The sequence below is a fragment of the Streptomyces sp. NPDC101237 genome (genome assembly GCF_044767465.1).
Lineage (GTDB): Bacteria > Actinomycetota > Actinomycetes > Streptomycetales > Streptomycetaceae > Streptomyces > Streptomyces gramineus.
Genome location: NZ_JBIWNY010000043.1, coordinates 36,218 through 52,248, shown reverse-complemented (window position 1 = coordinate 52,248; position 16,031 = coordinate 36,218). Strand labels below are relative to the sequence as shown.

Annotated in this window: 13 protein-coding genes; 4 read left to right on the top strand and 9 right to left on the bottom strand. The window is 69.9% G+C overall.

What is annotated here, in order from left to right; translation table 11 throughout:
• Positions 1-385 precede the first annotated feature (385 nt).
• The 6 genes from ACIRQ9_RS38150 to ACIRQ9_RS38125 form a co-directional block, all read right to left on the bottom strand.
• Positions 386-2,212, bottom strand: coding sequence for a ThiF family adenylyltransferase (locus ACIRQ9_RS38150; protein ID WP_404184688.1), 1,827 nt, complete (start codon positions 2,210-2,212; stop codon positions 386-388).
• Positions 2,213-2,232: 20 nt separating this feature from the next.
• Positions 2,233-2,949 (bottom strand): Type 1 glutamine amidotransferase-like domain-containing protein, encoded by a 717-nt coding sequence (locus ACIRQ9_RS38145; RefSeq protein WP_404184685.1) that lies wholly within the window; start codon positions 2,947-2,949, stop codon positions 2,233-2,235.
• Between the two features lie 28 nt (positions 2,950-2,977).
• Positions 2,978-4,255, bottom strand: a complete 1,278-nt coding sequence (locus ACIRQ9_RS38140) for an MFS transporter (protein WP_404184683.1) — start codon at positions 4,253-4,255, stop codon at positions 2,978-2,980.
• The gene (locus ACIRQ9_RS38135; RefSeq protein WP_404184680.1) at positions 4,252-5,118 is read right to left on the bottom strand and encodes a YqcI/YcgG family protein; all 867 of its coding nucleotides are present in this window, start codon (positions 5,116-5,118) and stop codon (positions 4,252-4,254) included. Before ACIRQ9_RS38135 ends, ACIRQ9_RS38140 begins: the two co-directional genes overlap by 4 nt.
• A gap of 236 nt (positions 5,119-5,354) precedes the next feature.
• Positions 5,355-5,519, bottom strand: a complete 165-nt coding sequence (locus ACIRQ9_RS38130; RefSeq protein ID WP_404184677.1) for a hypothetical protein — start codon at positions 5,517-5,519, stop codon at positions 5,355-5,357.
• Between the two features lie 158 nt (positions 5,520-5,677).
• Positions 5,678-5,989, bottom strand: coding sequence for a hypothetical protein (locus tag ACIRQ9_RS38125; protein ID WP_404184674.1), 312 nt, complete (start codon positions 5,987-5,989; stop codon positions 5,678-5,680).
• Between the two features lie 223 nt (positions 5,990-6,212).
• On the opposite strand from ACIRQ9_RS38125, the gene ACIRQ9_RS38120 reads away from it, so the two are divergent.
• The 3 genes from ACIRQ9_RS38120 (at position 6,213) to ACIRQ9_RS38110 (ending at position 9,796) form a co-directional block, all read left to right on the top strand.
• On the top strand, positions 6,213-7,202 hold the full coding sequence (locus ACIRQ9_RS38120) for a helix-turn-helix domain-containing protein (protein ID WP_404184671.1): 990 nt from the start codon (positions 6,213-6,215) through the stop codon (positions 7,200-7,202).
• Between the two features lie 194 nt (positions 7,203-7,396).
• Positions 7,397-9,112: a DUF4158 domain-containing protein gene (locus ACIRQ9_RS38115; RefSeq protein ID WP_404184668.1), complete on the top strand. Its 1,716-nt coding sequence runs from the start codon at positions 7,397-7,399 to the stop codon at positions 9,110-9,112.
• 18 nt (positions 9,113-9,130) lie between these two features.
• Positions 9,131-9,796 (top strand): Tn3 family transposase, encoded by a 666-nt coding sequence (locus ACIRQ9_RS38110; protein ID WP_404184691.1) that lies wholly within the window; start codon positions 9,131-9,133, stop codon positions 9,794-9,796.
• A 393-nt stretch (positions 9,797-10,189) separates the two neighbouring features.
• On the opposite strand, the gene ACIRQ9_RS38105 is transcribed toward ACIRQ9_RS38110, so the two are convergent.
• On the bottom strand, positions 10,190-11,155 hold the full coding sequence (locus tag ACIRQ9_RS38105) for a pirin family protein (protein ID WP_404184665.1): 966 nt from the start codon (positions 11,153-11,155) through the stop codon (positions 10,190-10,192).
• 277 nt (positions 11,156-11,432) lie between these two features.
• Here ACIRQ9_RS38105 and ACIRQ9_RS38100 point away from each other — a divergent pair, with 277 nt between their 5' ends.
• The gene (locus ACIRQ9_RS38100; RefSeq protein ID WP_404184662.1) at positions 11,433-13,706 is read left to right on the top strand and encodes an MFS transporter; all 2,274 of its coding nucleotides are present in this window, start codon (positions 11,433-11,435) and stop codon (positions 13,704-13,706) included.
• Positions 13,707-13,734: 28 nt separating this feature from the next.
• On the opposite strand, the gene ACIRQ9_RS38095 is transcribed toward ACIRQ9_RS38100, so the two are convergent.
• Both ACIRQ9_RS38095 and ACIRQ9_RS38090 read right to left on the bottom strand, forming a co-directional pair.
• The gene (locus ACIRQ9_RS38095; RefSeq protein WP_404184659.1) at positions 13,735-15,105 is read right to left on the bottom strand and encodes a VWA domain-containing protein; all 1,371 of its coding nucleotides are present in this window, start codon (positions 15,103-15,105) and stop codon (positions 13,735-13,737) included.
• Positions 15,102-15,959 (bottom strand): AAA family ATPase, encoded by an 858-nt coding sequence (locus tag ACIRQ9_RS38090; protein ID WP_404184656.1) that lies wholly within the window; start codon positions 15,957-15,959, stop codon positions 15,102-15,104. The genes ACIRQ9_RS38095 and ACIRQ9_RS38090 overlap by 4 nt, the downstream gene beginning before the upstream one ends.
• Between the last annotated feature and the right edge of the window lie 72 nt (positions 15,960-16,031).

Here is a 16,031-nt window from a genome sequence, read left to right as displayed (position 1 = left end):
ACCTTGGGGCCCCCGGTGGGGGGGGGGGGGGGGGGGGTGGGGGGGGGGGGCGGGGGGGGGGGGGGGGGGGGGGGGGGCCCCCCCCCCCCCCCACCCCCGCTGTGCGGGTTAGTTCAGGACGCTGCGCTGGCTGCCCTTGACGCGGATGATGCGACGGATCTTGAGAACGATGCTCATGTGTGTCTCCTCATCGGGATTGGGACGCCGGGCCGGACGGCCCGTGTCGCCGTTGCCTGGTGGGGCGTCGGCGGGTTAGTTCAGGACGCTGCGCTGGCTGCCCTTGACGCGGATGATGCGACGGATCTTGAGAACGATGCTCATGCGTGGTGCACCTCCCTTCGATGTGCTGAGGTGAGCAGGGCGCCGGTGGGCCGGGCTGACGAGGTCAGCGCCGGTCGCCGGTGGTCTGGGGGGACAGGACGAAGGTCAGGAAGTACGGAACCCTGGATGCCTTCGCCCAGATCTCGGGATGGGTGGCGGCGGCCTCGACCGGTGGCTGCGGCTCGTGCAGCCCGGTGATGCAGAAGCCGGCGCGGAGGATTGCGGCGATGTAGGTCTGCACCGTGCGGTGGTGGGTCGTCATGGCCTCCATGACGATGTCGCCGCCGGGGCCCTCGCGGTGCTTGGTGACGGGACCTTCGGTGAAGTACTGCTCTAGCCGGAGGTCCTCGTACTGCCACTGGCCGCGGACATTTCTGCGGTTCCACGAGGCGCCGTCCTTCACCGGATGGGGCACGGTCACCAGCACGGTCCCGTCGTCCCGTACCGCGCGTCGCAGCTGGGCCAGTACCGGGTCGGGGTCGGCCACATGATCGAGCACGTTGTTGCATACCACCACGTCGAACTCGGCCGTGTATTCAGGCAGCCGGTCGCCGGTCACTGTGGTCACCCGGTTGGCAAACTCGGCAGGCAGGGCGGCCTGCAACAGTTCGAGCATCCGGGCGGAGCGATCGAAGCCGACGACATTGGCTCCCCGGGCGGCGATCATCCGGACCTGCTCGCCCGTACCGCAGCCGTAGTCCAAGGCCCGCATACCCGGTCCGACGTGAATCAGGTCGGCCATCAGGGGGTCCAGAACCACGGAGTTCAACGAGGCCTCGGCCCGGTCGGACTCGTACAGGTCCTCCAACTCGACCTGCGGCACTGCGCCCTGCCAGCGGGGGTCGGGCTTCTGGTCGCCGCACGCAAGGCAGTCGGCCCGGCGCGGGAAGTGCTCGCTGTGTAGCCGGTAGGAGCGGGAGTCGACCATGAGCCGGGTCCCGGCGGAGCAGCAGTCCCCGCCGAGCAGGGACCGGAGCACCTCGTTGGCGGCCATGGCGGCCACGATGACGTTCAGCGGACCGTAACTACCAGCCTGCATAGCCAGGTTGAGGTTGGGGCCAGGAGTCTCACCGGGTTCCAGGTACTGCTCCAGCTCGCCAGAGTGCCGGAAGCACTCATAGCAGGCGGTCGTGCCGGGCAGAACCAGCGGTCCGACAGAGCCGAAGGACTCCAGGTATCCCGCAGCTAGGTAACCGAAAGAGTGCTTGCGGGCGGCAGCGTCGATCCACTCGTGGAGTTCGTCAGGACTGTCTGCGGAGAGTACCACCAGGTCGCAGTCAGCCAAATGCTCGTCGAACAGCGCCGGACTCGCCGGTTCGGGGACCGTGCTGACTCGCACGGTGGAGTTGAGCCTGCGCAGCCGCTCGGCGGCAACCTCGACCTTGGGCCGGCCGACGGTCTCCTCGTCGTAGAGGAACTGGCGGGTCAGATTGCTCAGTTCGATGTGATCGCCGTCCGTGAGCACGAGATGTCCCACTCCGGCTGCGGCCAGCAGCGTGGCCACATTGCTGCCGATTCCGCCGGTGCCGACGACTCCCACCTTCGCTGAGGCGAGACTGTGCTGCGCAGTACCGGCTGGCAGTCCGGTCATGTCGTAGTAGAGGAGGTGGCGGGCGTAGCGGCTGTCGTCCGGGATCGGGGAGCCGACGATGCCAGCCTCGGTGAGCTGGTCGAGCAGGTCCTCGGCCCCTTCTTCGCTAAGTCCGGCGGTGCTGGTCAGATGCGTTACAGCGTTGTCCCGTTTGACGGGTGCGGACAGTAGGGTGATCAGTTCGGCCAGGAAGTCGGGGGCGTCAAGGATCTCGGTGCCGTTGGGCGGCAGATGGCCGATCCTGAGGGTGCTGCCGAGACGGCGGGCTTCTAGATAGGGCTTGAGCTGAAGGGTGTCCATGGCAATGCGTCCTTCGGAGGTCAGGCCGTCAGCAGGCGATATGGCAGGGGGGTCTCAGTAGCGGTGCCGTCGGTGCCGACGGTGACGCGGTGGAGCGTGGCACCGGGTGTCCTGGTCACGACGGTTTCGAGGTGGCCGTCGGTGAACAGGGCGGCCGCGCCGTCGTCAAGCGCCCAGCCGCCGGGCAGTGCCCCGGTCGCGACAGCGGAGACAAAGGCAGCTCCGCGCCCGGGCTCGCTGTCGTAATGCGGGCACAGGCTGCCGGGCAGTAGCCCCAGGCCGTCCCCGAGCGGGGCCAGCGGGCCGAAAGAATCGGTGAGGCAGGTGCTCATCCAGCACGCGGCCCCCGCGCTGATCCCGCAAAGCAGTACCCCTTCCTCGTACGCTTCGCGGAGGATCTCGTCGAGGCGGTGGATGCGCCATACGGCGAGCATGTTCGCGGTGTTGCCGCCGCCGACGTAGACGACGTCCTGCTCCAGCACGAACCGTCGCAGGTCCTCGTGCCGGCGGCGGAACAGTGGTAGGTCCGAGGGCTCGCAGCTCTTGTCGGCGAAGGCGGTGTGGAAGCGGTCGACGTAGCCTGCCGCGTCACCGCTCGCCGTCGGGACGAAGCAGACCCGGGGGCGGTCAGGGCCGTCTGCGATCCGCGCCGTGGCTAGGACGAAGTCGTCGAGCAGGGTGTCGGGGTCGTCTGAGAATCCGCCGCCCAGCAGCACAATCCTTCGAGGCCTGGTCATCGCTGGTCGCTCCGGTCCGGTCAGGGGGTCAGTTCGAGTGGGCCGCTGGCGATAGCGGCGTTCGGTCGTCAGTGGTGGGGGCGGCGTGGTGCCGGAGCCTGCGGATCTGCGGCACAGCGATTAGCACCGTTGGTACGGACAGGGCCAGCAGGAGGCTGGCGCCTCGTAGGGTGTGCTGCTGGCCGGCCGCCGCTGCGACGCTGGCGGCGATCAGGTAGCCGAAGGGGCGCAGGCAGGATGAACCGATCCGATCGAAAGCCGCGACGCGTCCGAGTTTGTCCTGTGGTGTCTCGCGCTGAAGCGTCGTCTCCCAGAAGGCGTCTGCAGCGGCGAATCCCGCCCCGGCCATGGCAGTGGTCGCAAGCAGTATGGGGAGCCAGTCCGTCCAGGTCAGCGCCGCCATCGCTGGAACAGACACGGCCAGCGCCGCTTGCATGGTCAGCAGCGGTCGGGCGGGTTGCAGCCGCAGTGCGAGGAGGCTGCCCAGGAGCGAACCGGCTCCGAACGCGGTAACCAGCGCTCCCCATGCAGCAGGTCCGCCCAGCGTGGCCCCGGCGACGACCGGACCGAGGGTGAAGAAGGCTGCGAAGCACGCCTGGAAGAGCAGGCTCTGCAGGATTCCCGCTACCAGCCAGTTCCGGGAGGACACCTCGTGCCATCCCTCAGCCAGATCCTGCCGCACCCCGCGTGGTCGGCCGCCGGCCGAAGCCGGTACAGGCTCACTCTGCCGGATCCCCAGCAGCAGACATGCGGACATTAGGAACGTCACTGCGTCGACCAGCAGTGACCAGCCGGGACCCGCAAACGCCACCACCACCCCTGACACAGCGGGACCCAGCATCCCCGCCCCGTTGCCTACCAGGCCGAGCAGGCCGTTGGCGCGCTGCAGGTCGCCGTCGGGAACGGTCGCCGGTGTTAGTCCGGTCGCGGCAGGCACGAAGAATGCGCTCGCCGAGCCCAGTACGGCCTGCAGCACCATCAGCAGCCACAGCGTGATCTGCCCGGTGAGGACCGCCGCCGCGAGTGCACCCTGCACGACCGCGCAGACCACGTCGCTTGAGACCATGATCCGCGCGCGGGGCAGCCGGTCCGCCCACACTCCTCCGAAGATCAGGAAGATAACGTGTGGCAGGGTTCGAGCGGCCAGGACCAGCCCTAGGGCACCGGCTGTCGGCGAGGACTGGAGCACCGCGAAAGCGACGGCGACCAGAGCCAGTTCAGTGCCGAACCGGGACAAGCCGTGGGCGGCAACCAGCCGTCTGAAGCTGGCGTGCCGAAGCGGGCTGAGCGCAAGCGGGGCTTTCACCGGGTACTCCTCTGGCCGTCGTCGGCGGGGCCGAATTCCCACCACCGCACAGGCGCTTCGCCCAACGACAGCGGTTTGACGAACCGGTGGGCCTCGAAAGGGGACAATGTGATCGACAGGTCGTAAGGTCTGCCACTGTTCTCGTAGAGGTCACGGATACGGGCTCGCACGGCCGGTGAGATGAGACCCCCGCCGCTCGGGCTGACGGCCCGGTCGAAGGCGCGGTCCGGCTGGAAAAGCAGATACGTGTACGGCTCGCCGAAGCCGTGGCGGGAGTGGTCCGGGGGGTAGCAAGGTGCTGTCGTCACGAGAAACATCCGCTCGCGGGCAAAGGTGAAATACCACCCCTCACGCTCCGGTGACCGCAGGTCGCACCGGCTGGCCCCGTCCAGCTCGGCCAGCCCCCGCAGCACCCGACGGGTGGTCGACGCGAGGTCCGTCACGGTCGCGCCGTACTCCCTGGGGAGGGTCAGGACGATCCCGTCCACCGGTTCCCGACGGGCGGCCGCAGCGAACCCACGCATTTTCTGGCCCCAGGCTGGCAGGGCATCCTCAATGTCTGGGCCGCTCCATGGCACCGTCCAGATCACCGAACGTTGCGCAAATACACACTGCGTTCCCCGCATGACTCGTTCGAAGGACTCCGCCTCCGGGCCGGTGACCGGCGACCAGTCTGCGACGTCTGGCCCGGTGGTAATGGGTCCGGCGAAACCAACCGGCGGACCGTTCCTGGCTCCGAGCGTGTCGAGCCGTACGCCGACGCGGTTCAGCAGTGTGCCAAGCGAAGCGCCCCGCAAGGCTGCCCGCTGCCGCAGCGTGAGCCCACTTCCACCCGAGTAGGCGCGGACCAGGTGCTCGATCAACTTCGTATCGGCATGCAGCGCCGCCGCACGGCGGCGCGGGTGAACGGGGATGGAATCCCGGGTTACCCGGTCCCCAATCAACTTCCCCAGTACCGCAGTCGCCTGCCGGGCTGGGGCGAGGAACTCTGCCTCCCCCGCGAGCACCCGATCCGTCGACTGACTGAGCTGGCGGGCTGCGGCCCGTATTCCGAGGCCCTCGCCGAGGTTTGGTGGACGGCTCGCGTCCAGACCCGTTCTCACTGCCAGCCGAAGTCGTCGGTTGTGATCTGAGTCTCGGCGGCTGCCGCCGTCACGTCCGTTGCCTGGGCTGCGACACTCGCCGACGGCTGGGCGTGGGAGTTCGCCGATGGCGAGCACACCATGACCACCGAAGCGGTGGCCAGCAGGATGAAACGAATCATAGCGGCGTCCCTTTCACTTCAGGAGAACGACAGGGCGATTGACTGCCAGAATCTACCAAGCCTGATTGCCCCCGGCGCCGTGCCTATGACCTGCAGCTTTCCGTCTGACTAGACCGAAGGCAACAGACCTCCTGTGGACGGATCCGTCCTTGGACTGTTCAGTCCATCCATACGTCGCCCACGGGCTGCGCGAGCAGTGGGACCTGGGCGACCGTCAGTTCCCAGTGCCGCAGGCTCGGCTCCGCCGCGAGCGCCCGGGCGACCACGGCACCTGCGACGCGCTCCGCCTCCTCCAGATACCGGGCGAGAACGTAGACGCCGATTACCGGCTCTGGTTGCGCGTTGGCGTGGAGCACCAGGTGCTCCACGGCCTCCTCCGGGAGGGCATGCTGCCGGACAAGCAGCGCAAGGTCAGACGGTGGCTCGGCGTCCGGGACACGGGATTTGAGGTGCGCGTGAACGAGGTACATGTCTTGACGCTTCCACGGACACAGCCGACGAGAGCGAATGGTGCGGTGGACAGTTCGGGCCTTTGCCTAAAGAGTCCTCTCTGATGTCTGGACTCCGGTCCGGCACCCGGACCACCAGCTCGGATACCGTCGCCAGCACGCCGAAACGATCTCCACGGAGCTATCGTGCGTGCAGCGCGGGAAACACCGCGCACCACGACGTGCTCCTGGGGGACTCGACTCCATGCTGGAACTGCTGGGCCTAGACACGACAACCGAATCCGTCTACCTGGCCATGCTGCAGCAACCTCAGGCAGGGATTACGGAACTCGCGGACAGTCTCGGCCTCGGCGAGGAAGAGGTACGGAGAGCTCTGGACATACTGTCCGAACTCGCGCTGATACGCCCGTCCGTTGACCCCGATGGTGCTCCGGAGGTGGTCAACCCACAGATGGGCCTGGAGGTTCTACTCTCGCGCCAACAGGCCGAGTTGACCGAACAGCAGCGGCGGATCGAGGCATCCCGGGCTGCTGCGGCCCGCCTCATCTCAGAGTACGCCCGGCTCTTCCCCGCCTCGCATCCCGGCACAGAGCAGCTCGTCGGACCTCATGAAGTCCGGCACCGACTGTCCATGCTGGCGGAGCAAGTCGAACAAGAGGTACTGGCGTTCGCACCAGGCGGACCGCAGACTCAGGAGAACATGAGCGCCTCACGACCGCTTAACCAGCGGCTGCTGGACCGTGGCATCCGTATGCGCACCCTGTATCTGGACAGCGTACGCAGGGACTCGGCGACGGTGGAGCATGCGCATTGGCTGGCGGAGCATGGTGCTGAGGTGCGCACCGTTCCGGTACTTCCTACCCGGATGATCATCATTGACCGTGCCACCGCCGTCATCGCGATCGATGGCGACGACAGCTCCCAGGGAGCGGTGGTGTTGACCGGGGGCGGCACTCTGACCGCCCTGTGTGCCCTTTTCGAGAGCACATGGGCAGCAGGCCAGCCGCTCGGCACTCCGCAGGGACCCGACTCCCACGGTGTCACTCCGCAGTACCGCAGCGCGCTCGAGCTACTCGCCGAAGGGTTCACCGATGAGGCGATTGCCAAACGACTAGGGGTATCGCCGCGTACAGCGCGCCGTATCGCCACGGATCTCATGGACCGGCTGGACGCCCGGAGCCGCTTCCAGGCTGGGGTACACGCTGCGCGACGCAGTTGGCTACCGAAAGCGTAGGGACCGTCGGTCAAACCTCGACCCAGCAAGATTTGCTGTTGTGTAGTCCATCACCAACGGCCTGGATAACACCGCCCGTTCCGTGGGCCGGTGACCGCCGTCAGCCCCCGCTGCCCCTTGTTCCGTCTCTGCCAATCATGTGACTTAAGGTGAGCGCCGTCACAGCAGGGGAAGCGATGGGGAGAGGCGGGCCGGTGGCATTCCTGACCGACGAACAACGCCGCAACTACGGCACGTTCACCGCCGTACCGGACGAGGGGCAGCTGGCCGGCTACTTCCTCCTGGACCGCACCGCGCGGCGGCGGGCGATGGCCTGCCGTGGTGCGAGGTCGCAGCTCGGCTACGCCCTCCAGCTCGGCACCGTACGGTTCCTCGGAACTTTCCTGGACAACCCCGAGGACGCGCCCGCGGAAGTCGTCGAGTACGTCGCCGACCAGCTCGGCCACTCCCCGTCCGTGCTCGCCGGGTACGGCGCCGAGCGCACCCGCCGGGACCACAGAGACGCCATCAAGGACGCCTACGGCTACCGGGATCTGATGGGCGACGCCTGGTGGAAGCTGGCCCGCTGGCTGTGGGACCGGTGCTGGTCGGGCAACGAGCGCCCCATCGCCCTGTTCGACCTCGCCACCCTGCACCTGGTCGAGAACAAGGTGCTGTTGCCCAGCGCCACCATCCTCGAACGCATGGTCACCTCCATTCGCGAGCACACCAACCGCAAGACCTGGCGCACCCTGGCCGCCCAACCCGACGCCGTCCAGCGCGCCGCCCTGGCCGGGCTGCTGTCGGTTGAGGACAGCCGCCGCACCTCCAAGCTGGACCGGCTGCGCCGCTCCCCACACGACATCACTGGCCCCGGCGCGGGCAAGGCCATCGACTGGTTCATCGAGCTCAACAAACTCGGAGCCGCCGGCTGGGACCTGGCCGCGATCCCCGCCGGCCGCCTGAACGCGCTGTCCCGCTACGCCTCCTCGGTCCGCCCCAAGGCGGTCGCCGACCTCGCCGAACCCCGCAGGACGGCCACACTGGTGGCGTTCGCCGCCGCGATGCGCACCCGCTCCGCGGACGAGGCCATCGAGGTCTTGGACATGCTGATGTCCGACCTGGCCCGCACCTCCGCGAACCTGGCCGCCAAGCAGCGCATGCGCACCCTGGGCGACCTGGACGCCGCCGCCCTGATGCTGCGCGAGGCGTGGATCACCCTCAGCCACTCCGCCGCCGACCCCGAGCAGGACGTCCGCGGCGGCTTCGACCTGCTCGACATCACCGCCATGCACCAGGCCGCCCGCACCGTCGGCGAACTCGCCCGGCCCGAGGCCGAGACCGTCGCCGCCGAACTGACCGCCCGCTACCGCACCATCAACCAGCCCCTGCGGCGCCTAGCCAAACATCTCGGCCTGGAGGGGGTCGAAGAGGCAGGCCCCCTGATGGAGGCTCTAGCGTTCCTGTCGAAGCTGGAGCGGACTCTGGCCAAGAGCCGCCAGAGCGTGTTCCCCTCCGTCCCCACCGGCCACCTCGGACCCACCTGGCAGACCCGGGTGTTCCCAACCAAGGGCGAACACGCTGGCGGCGTTGACAAGCACGCCTGGATCGTGGGCACCGCCGACGCCCTGCGCGGCGCGCTGCGCCGCCACGACGTGTTCGTGCCCGGCCTGGACAAGTGGGGCGACCCCCGCAAGGCCCTGCTCCAGGACGCTGCCTGGGGAAACGCCCGCCCCCGGGTGTGCCGCAGCCTCGGCCTGTCCGCAAAGCCCTGGGTCGACGTGCGCCGTTGGTGCCGGGAACTCGACGACGACTACCGGCGCCTGGCCGTCGGCCTCGCCAACAACCCGCACGTCCGCATCGAGCAGCGCACCGAGAACGGCAGACTGCGCGACCACCTCGTCCTCACCGGACTGGACAAGCTCACATAACCGGCCAGCCTCAAAGACCTGCGTGAAGCCGTCGACGTCCGCATCCCCACCATCGACCTCCCCGAACTCCTCCTCGAAGTCCATGCCTGGACCGCGTTCCTGAACCACTTCCACCACGTCTCGGAAGCCGGCAGCCGCGCCGAGCACGTGATCGTCTCGCTGGCGGCGGTTCTGGTCAGCGAGGCATGCAACATCGGGATACAGGCGATGGTCTCCGAGGACGAACCCGGCCACTCCCGCGACCAGCTGTTCTGGGTCGAGCAGAACTACCTGCGCGCCGATGCCGTGGCCGACGGGACCGATGACGGGGCGGCGTACGATTTCGTCGAACCAGTTAGCGGCGATGCGGCCCACCTCCGTCAGGGACCCGGTCGCCTCCAGGGGTTCCGCATCGTCGCTGGGCTCGGGCCGGTAGGTGGTGAGGTGGCGTTGACTGCAGAAGAGGCGGTCGCCGGCCACGGTCGCGCCCAAGGTCCCGAATACGCGATGGTTCTCCAGATCGAGAAGGTCGATGGCCAGCAGCAGTACCTGATCTCCGCGGGCCAGCGCCTCGTCCGTCGCGACGTCATAGGGGTCGCGATCGGGCTCACCATCGCCGTCTTGGCTATCCCTGCCAGTCTCGTCCGGCTCGCTTACCAGCACAGAGGCCGTACTGGGCGGGCGTTGCGGCCAGAAGCGTGCTGATTCCCGCACCACGGCAACCAGTTTCTTATTTTTTTGTGGAGCCTGCACAACAGCTCGGTCAAGTGGTTCACCGCTGCCCTGCGGGAGACGTCGTCCTCTTGGGGGATACCCCGTCCCGTGGGCGCACCCATCCGTCGGCACTCGGCTGTCGAGCCGCGGCGGGGTGGGGCTTGCCGCTACGAGTGGACCTGATTACTCGTCAGTAAAGTCAGCGTCGGGTCAGCATTCGTCCTGGCAAAGATGCCCCCAGATGCCCACACCGTGGAATCGGGAAGCCCCTCGGAGGCGCTCGTGTGCAGGCCTCCGAAGGGACTTTCGTCAGTGAACGTCATGGTGTGAAAGGTCGGATGACGATTGTGGCCGCCTGACGTCGGAAGCCGGTGTCTTGCCTGCTCAGCGGGTTCGTCCCCGTGGTTTGAGGGGGGTCTCGGGCAGCGATGGTGCGTGCAGCGGCGCCCCGTCGTACCCCTTCACCTCGCCGAAGCGCGACCCGCTCGCCCAGTCCTCGCGCGCCTGCTCGATCTCCTGCTGGGTGCGGGCGACGAAGTTCCACCACATGATGAGCTCCTCCTCGAACGGCTCGCCGCCCAGGAGCATCACCGACGCGTCCGACTCCGCGCGCAGCGGCAGTTCGGTGCGGCCGCAGCCGAGGTAGAGCATCGAGCCCGGGAGCACCGGGACGCCGTCGACGTTCACCTCGCCGGACATCGCCAGCACGCCGTACTCGAAGTCCGGTTCCAGAGGCAGGCGCAGATCCGCCCCGCGGTCGAGGGCCAGGTCGGCGCCGACGATCGGGGTGAACGTCGTGCCGGGCGAGGCGGCGCCGTCGAGGGAGCCGAGGATGACCGTCGCGGTGAGGCCGGGCGCGGTGACGGTCGGCAGGTCGGGGTGGTGCTCGAACTTCGGCTCGACGTGCCGGTCGGAGTCGGGCAGCGCGACCCAGAGCTGGGCGCCGTGCAGGTACCGGGCGTGCGACCTGGGGCTCTCCTCGGAGTGGCTGATCGCCCGGCCCGAGGTCATCAGCCCGAGCTCGCGCGGACGGATGGTCTGCAGGCTGCCGGTCGAGTCGCGGTGCAGCACCTCGCCCTGGTGGAGCCAGCTGACCGTCTGCAGCCCGATGTGCGGGTGCGGCGGGACCTGCATCCCGGGCTCGTCGGCGATGTCGTCGGGGCCGTAGTGGTCGACGAACGCCCAGGCGCCGATCATGCGGCGGCCGAGGTTCGGCAGCAGCCGGCGCACCTCGGTCGACTCGCCGAGTTGGACGTGGCGGGGACTCAGCAGCTCGCGGACGGGTTCGGCGACGACGAATCCGCGGCCACCGCACACGCTCGGGACGGGCGCCCGGTCAAGGTTGCTCATGCCGCCCAACTTAGCCCCATAAGGTCCCGGTTGCCGAGCGCTCGACCGGCGATGCGGAACCCGTCCTTCACCTCGCCGGTGGCCGGCCGGCCGGCGGCAGGGGCGTACCTGGTTGCCGGTGCCGGGTCGCCGTCTCTGGGCAACTCGCCCTCAATGGAGGGGACTTCGGGGCGGTGCGAGGTCCGTGGGCGGCGCGCGACTCTGCTTGCTCAAGTAAATCAAGTGACTTACATTCTGGGGGTCGTGCAGAGTCGGACGGCCCTACGGAGGCTCGACCATGTCCCACGCACAGCCCTCGTCGGCCACGGCGGGGGAGCCCGCGGCGCCGCGGGCGAGTGCAGTCGTCGCGGTGCTGGCCTTCGGCGGGATCGTGGTCTCGCTGATGCAGACCCTCGTGATCCCCGTCGTGCCCGAGCTGCCGAAACTGCTCGACGCCTCCGCCTCCGACGCGGCCTGGGCCGTTACCGCCACCCTGCTCGCCGCCGCCGTCGCCACGCCCGTCATGGGACGGCTCGGCGACATGTACGGCAAGCGGCTGATGCTGCTGACCAGCATGGTCATGCTGGTCGCCGGTTCGGTCACCGCCGCGTTCAGCGACACCCTCGTACCGATGATCGTGGGCCGCGCGCTCCAGGGCCTGGCCTCGGGCGTGATCCCGCTCGGCATCAGCATCATGCGCGACGAACTCCCCGCCGAACGGCTCGGCTCGGCCACCGCGCTGATGAGCGCCTCGCTCGGCGTCGGCGGCGCGCTCGGCATGCCCGCCGCCGCGCTGATCGCGGACCACTTCGACTGGCACGTGCTGTTCTGGACCTCGGCCGCGCTCGGCGTCGTCGCCGCCGTGCTGGTCGTGGCGCTGGTGCCGGAGTCCAAGGTGCGCACCGGCGGCCGGTTCGACCTGCCCGGCGCCGTCGGTATGGCAGCGGGCCTGGTCAGTCTCCTGCTCGGCATCTCCAAGGGTGCCGACTGGGGCTGGGGCAGCGGCACCACGCTGGGCCTGTTCGGGGCCGCCGTGGTGATCCTGGTCGCCTGGGGCTCCTACGAACTGCGCACCCGGCAGCCGCTGGTCGACCTGCGCACCACCGCCCGCCGTCAGGTCCTGGTGACGAACCTCGCCTCGGTCACCTTCGGGTTCTCCATGTTCGCGATGTCCCTGGTGCTTCCGCAGCTCCTGCAGTTGCCTGAGGCGGCCGGCTACGGGCTGGGCAGGTCGCTGCTCGACGCGGGCCTGGTGATGGCACCGACCGGCCTGGTCATGATGGCGACGGCGCCGCTGTCGGCCCTCGTCTCCAAGAACTTCGGCCCGAAGATCACCTTGATGTGCGGCGCGGTGATCGTGGCCGCCGGGTACGGGCTCAACATCGTGCTGATGGACGCCGTCTGGCAGCTCGTCCTGGTCTCCTGCGTCGTCGGCGCCGGGATCGGGTTCGCCTACGGCGCGATGCCCGCGCTCATCATGGGCGCCGTCGACCCGCACGAGACGGCCGCCGCCAACAGCCTCAACACCCTGATGCGGTCGATCGGCACGTCGACCGCGAGTGCGGTGGCCGGCGTGATCCTGGCCCAGATGACGAACGTCTTCGGCGGCGTCACCGTGCCCTCCGAGAACGGCTTCAAGGTCGTCATGGCGTCCGGCTCCGGGGCGGCCCTGCTCGCGCTGCTGGTGGCCGCGTTCATCCCGCGCCGCGAGCGGCCGGCGGCTGACCTCGCCGGGCCGGCGGCCGGGTCGCCGGTGACCGCGCCGACGGCAGGGGCGGACCCGGCGACGGTGACCGTCGACGTCACCGACGACGGTGTCCAGGTGCGCGGGCGGGTGCGCGGCGCCGACGGGACCGGCGTCGGCCGGGCCGCTGTCACGCTGATCTCCCTCGGCGGCCGCCGGCTCGGCCGCGCGGTCGCGGACGCCGAGGGCCGCTACGCGGTGGGCGCGCCCGGGGAGGGGACGTACGTCCTCATCGCCTCCGCCGACGGGTGCCGCCCGCAGGCCACCACCCTGGTGGTGGGCACCGGGCCGGTCGCCTACGACGTGCTGCTCAGCGGCACCAGCGGCCTGTCCGGGCTGGTGCGGGCCGCGGACGGCGGAGCACCGGTCGCCGGAGCCGTGGTGGTCGTCACCGACGTGCGCGGCGACGTGCTCGCCGGCCGGGAGACCGACGGGATCGGGGAGTTCGCGATCGGGGACCTGGTGCCGGGCACCGTGACCCTCGCCGTCAGCTCGCCCAAGCACCGCCCGCTCGCCCTGCCCGTGGAGATCGCCGCGACCGGCACCACCCGCGTCGACGTCGAGCTGCGGCCCGGCGCCCACGTGCGCGGCACGGTACGGGGCGGCGGAGGGCCGCTGGGCGACGCCCGGGTCACACTCGTGGACGTCGCGGGCAACGTCGTCGCCACGGCCACCACCGGCCGGGACGGCGCGTACGCCTTCTCCGACCTGGACGCCGGGGCGTACACGGTGATCGCGACCGGCTACCCGCCGCACGCCGCCGGAGTGCGGGTCTCCGGTGCGGACGTCCACGGCCACGACATCGAACTCGCCCACCCGGGCGCGTAGTCCACGCTCCCGCGCGGGGGACCGGGAGTCAGACCGGCAGCAACCGCATGACGAGGGAGGCGAGCTGACGGGCCGTACGGCACTCGTGCATCTCGACCAGTTCGGCGTAGTCGGGTGCCGCCGAGTCGCCGGTACCCCACAGGGAGCGCGCCTCCGGGTTCAACCAGTAGACGCGGCGGGCCTGTTCGGAGATCCGGCGGACGGCCGCGAGGTTCGGGTCGAGGTTGTTGGTGCGGGCGTCCCCGAGCACGAACACCGTGCTGCGCGGGCCGACCGCGGCGCCGTACCGCTCCGCGAACTCGCCCAGCGAGACGCCGTAGTCGCTGCTGCCGTGCCACCCGGTGAGCGTCGCCTCGGCGCGGATCCGGGCGCCGAGTCCCTCCGGGTCCGCCCTGCCATGTTCGAGCAGGCCGGTCACCTCGTCGATGCGGTTGACGAAGGCGAAGACCCTGATCTTGCTGAACTGGTCGTGCAACGCCTGCACCAGCAGCATCGTGAAGTCGGAGAACCCCGACACCGAGCCCGACACGTCGCACAGCAGGACCAGTTCGGGCCGGACCGGCTGGCGCCTGCGCAGCACCGGCCGCATCGGCACCCCGCCCGTGGACAGGGAGCCGCGCAGGGTGCGCCGCAGGTCGATGGTGCCCCGTGCGGCCCGGCGGCGGCGCGCGGCCAGCCGGGTCGCCAGCTTGCGGGCCAGCGGCTGGACGGCCCTGCGCAGTTCGGTGAGCTGATCGCGTCCGGCGAACAGGAAGTCCACCCGGTCGGCGCTCGGCGGCACCGCGCGCCGGGCGATCTCGTCCCGGCCGCGCCGCTCGGCCACCCGGCGCCGGGCCTCCGCCGCGACCATGCCCCGGAACGTCTCGATCCGCCGCCGTATCTCGTCGTCCAGCAGCCGGTCCGTGAACCCGGGATCCGTGCCCCGCGCCCGGACGTCCGCCCGCACCCGCGCCAGCAGCGTCTGCGGCCGCAGCCGGTCCAGCGTCTGGTACGACGACCAGCCGTCCGAGCCCGACGGGCCCCCGTAGCCGCCGAAGCCGTCCACCGCCTGCGCGGCCAGCTGCCGCAGCAGCGCGGTGTCGTCGTCGGCCAGCGCGGCCGCGAGCCGTTCCCGTACGGCGTCGCGGTCCGCGGGCCCGGTGTCCGGGCCGCCCACTCCGCGCGGGAAGTAGAGGTCGAAGACCTGGTCGAACACGGCCCGCTGGCCGGTGGTGTGCAGCAGGGTCGCGGCCAGTCCCTCGCGCAGCAGCTCCCGGTCCGCCAGGCCCAGCTCCGCCACCGCCAGGCCCGCGTCCACGGTCTCCCCGGTGCCCACCCGCACCCCGTGCGAACGCAGCGCGCCCACCAGGCCGGTGAGCCGGCCTGCGAGGTCGGCGGGAGCGTCGGACGCCGTGCTCACAGCGCGTCCAGGTCCAGTTTGGCGGCCGCCTTCTGGATGTCGTCCTGGTGCTTGAGGACCACGCCCAGGGAGTCCCGTACGACCTGCTCGTCGAGCGTGTCGGCGCCCAGCGCCAGCAGGGTGCGCGCCCAGTCGATCGTCTCCGCGACCGACGGCACCTTGCGCAGGTCCATCGCCCGCAGCGCGCCGACCACGCGGACGACGGACTCGGTCAGCGCCTCGGTGAGCCGCGGCACCTTCAGCCGGACGATCCGGCGCTCCAGCTCCTCGTCGGGGAACCCGATGTGCAGGAACAGGCAGCGGCGGCGCAGCGCCTCGGACAGCTCGCGGCTGGCGTTCGAGGTGAGCACCACGAACGGGCGGCGGGTGGCGGTGACCGTGCCCAGTTCCGGGACGGTCACCTGGAAGTCGCTGAGCACCTCAAGGAGCAGGCCCTCCACCTCGACGTCGGCCTTGTCGGTCTCGTCGATCAGCAGCACCTTCGGATCGTCGCCCCGGATCGCGGTGAGCAGCGGGCGCGGGAGCAGGAACTCCTCGCTGAAGATGTCGGTGCGCGCCTCGTCCCAGGTCTCGTCCCGGCCGGCGCTGATGCGCAGCAGCTGCTTGGCGTGGTTCCACTCGTACAGCGCGCGGGACTCGTCCACGCCCTCATAGCACTGCAGCCGTATCAGCTCGGCCCCGGCGACCGTCGCGACGGCCTTCGCCAGCTCCGTCTTGCCGACCCCGGCGGGTCCCTCGACGAGGAGCGGCTTGCCGAGCCGGTCGGCCAGGAAGACGGTGGTGGCGACGGCGGGGGAGGCGAGGTAGCCGGTCTCCGCGAGCCGGGCGGAGACGTCGTCGACGGAAGTGAACAACGGGGCCTCCGGCTGATCAGGGTCGTGAGCGGTTCCGGCTCCTATCTAAGCGCTTGTTCACCTCTCCTGCCA

Bases quoted from the DNA above. Each gene is read 5' to 3' on its own strand.
- ACIRQ9_RS38150 (WP_404184688.1), bottom strand. From the start codon at position 2,212: ATGGACACCCTTCAGCTCAAGCCCTATCTAGAAGCCCGCCGTCTCGGC.
- ACIRQ9_RS38145 (WP_404184685.1), bottom strand. From the start codon at position 2,949: ATGACCAGGCCTCGAAGGATTGTGCTGCTGGGCGGCGGATTCTCAGAC.
- ACIRQ9_RS38130 (WP_404184677.1), bottom strand. From the start codon at position 5,519: ATGATTCGTTTCATCCTGCTGGCCACCGCTTCGGTGGTCATGGTGTGC.
- ACIRQ9_RS38125 (WP_404184674.1), bottom strand. From the start codon at position 5,989: ATGTACCTCGTTCACGCGCACCTCAAATCCCGTGTCCCGGACGCCGAG.
- ACIRQ9_RS38120 (WP_404184671.1), top strand. From the start codon at position 6,213: ATGCTGGAACTGCTGGGCCTAGACACGACAACCGAATCCGTCTACCTG.
- ACIRQ9_RS38105 (WP_404184665.1), bottom strand. From the start codon at position 11,155: ATGAGCAACCTTGACCGGGCGCCCGTCCCGAGCGTGTGCGGTGGCCGC.
- ACIRQ9_RS38100 (WP_404184662.1), top strand. From the start codon at position 11,433: ATGTCCCACGCACAGCCCTCGTCGGCCACGGCGGGGGAGCCCGCGGCG.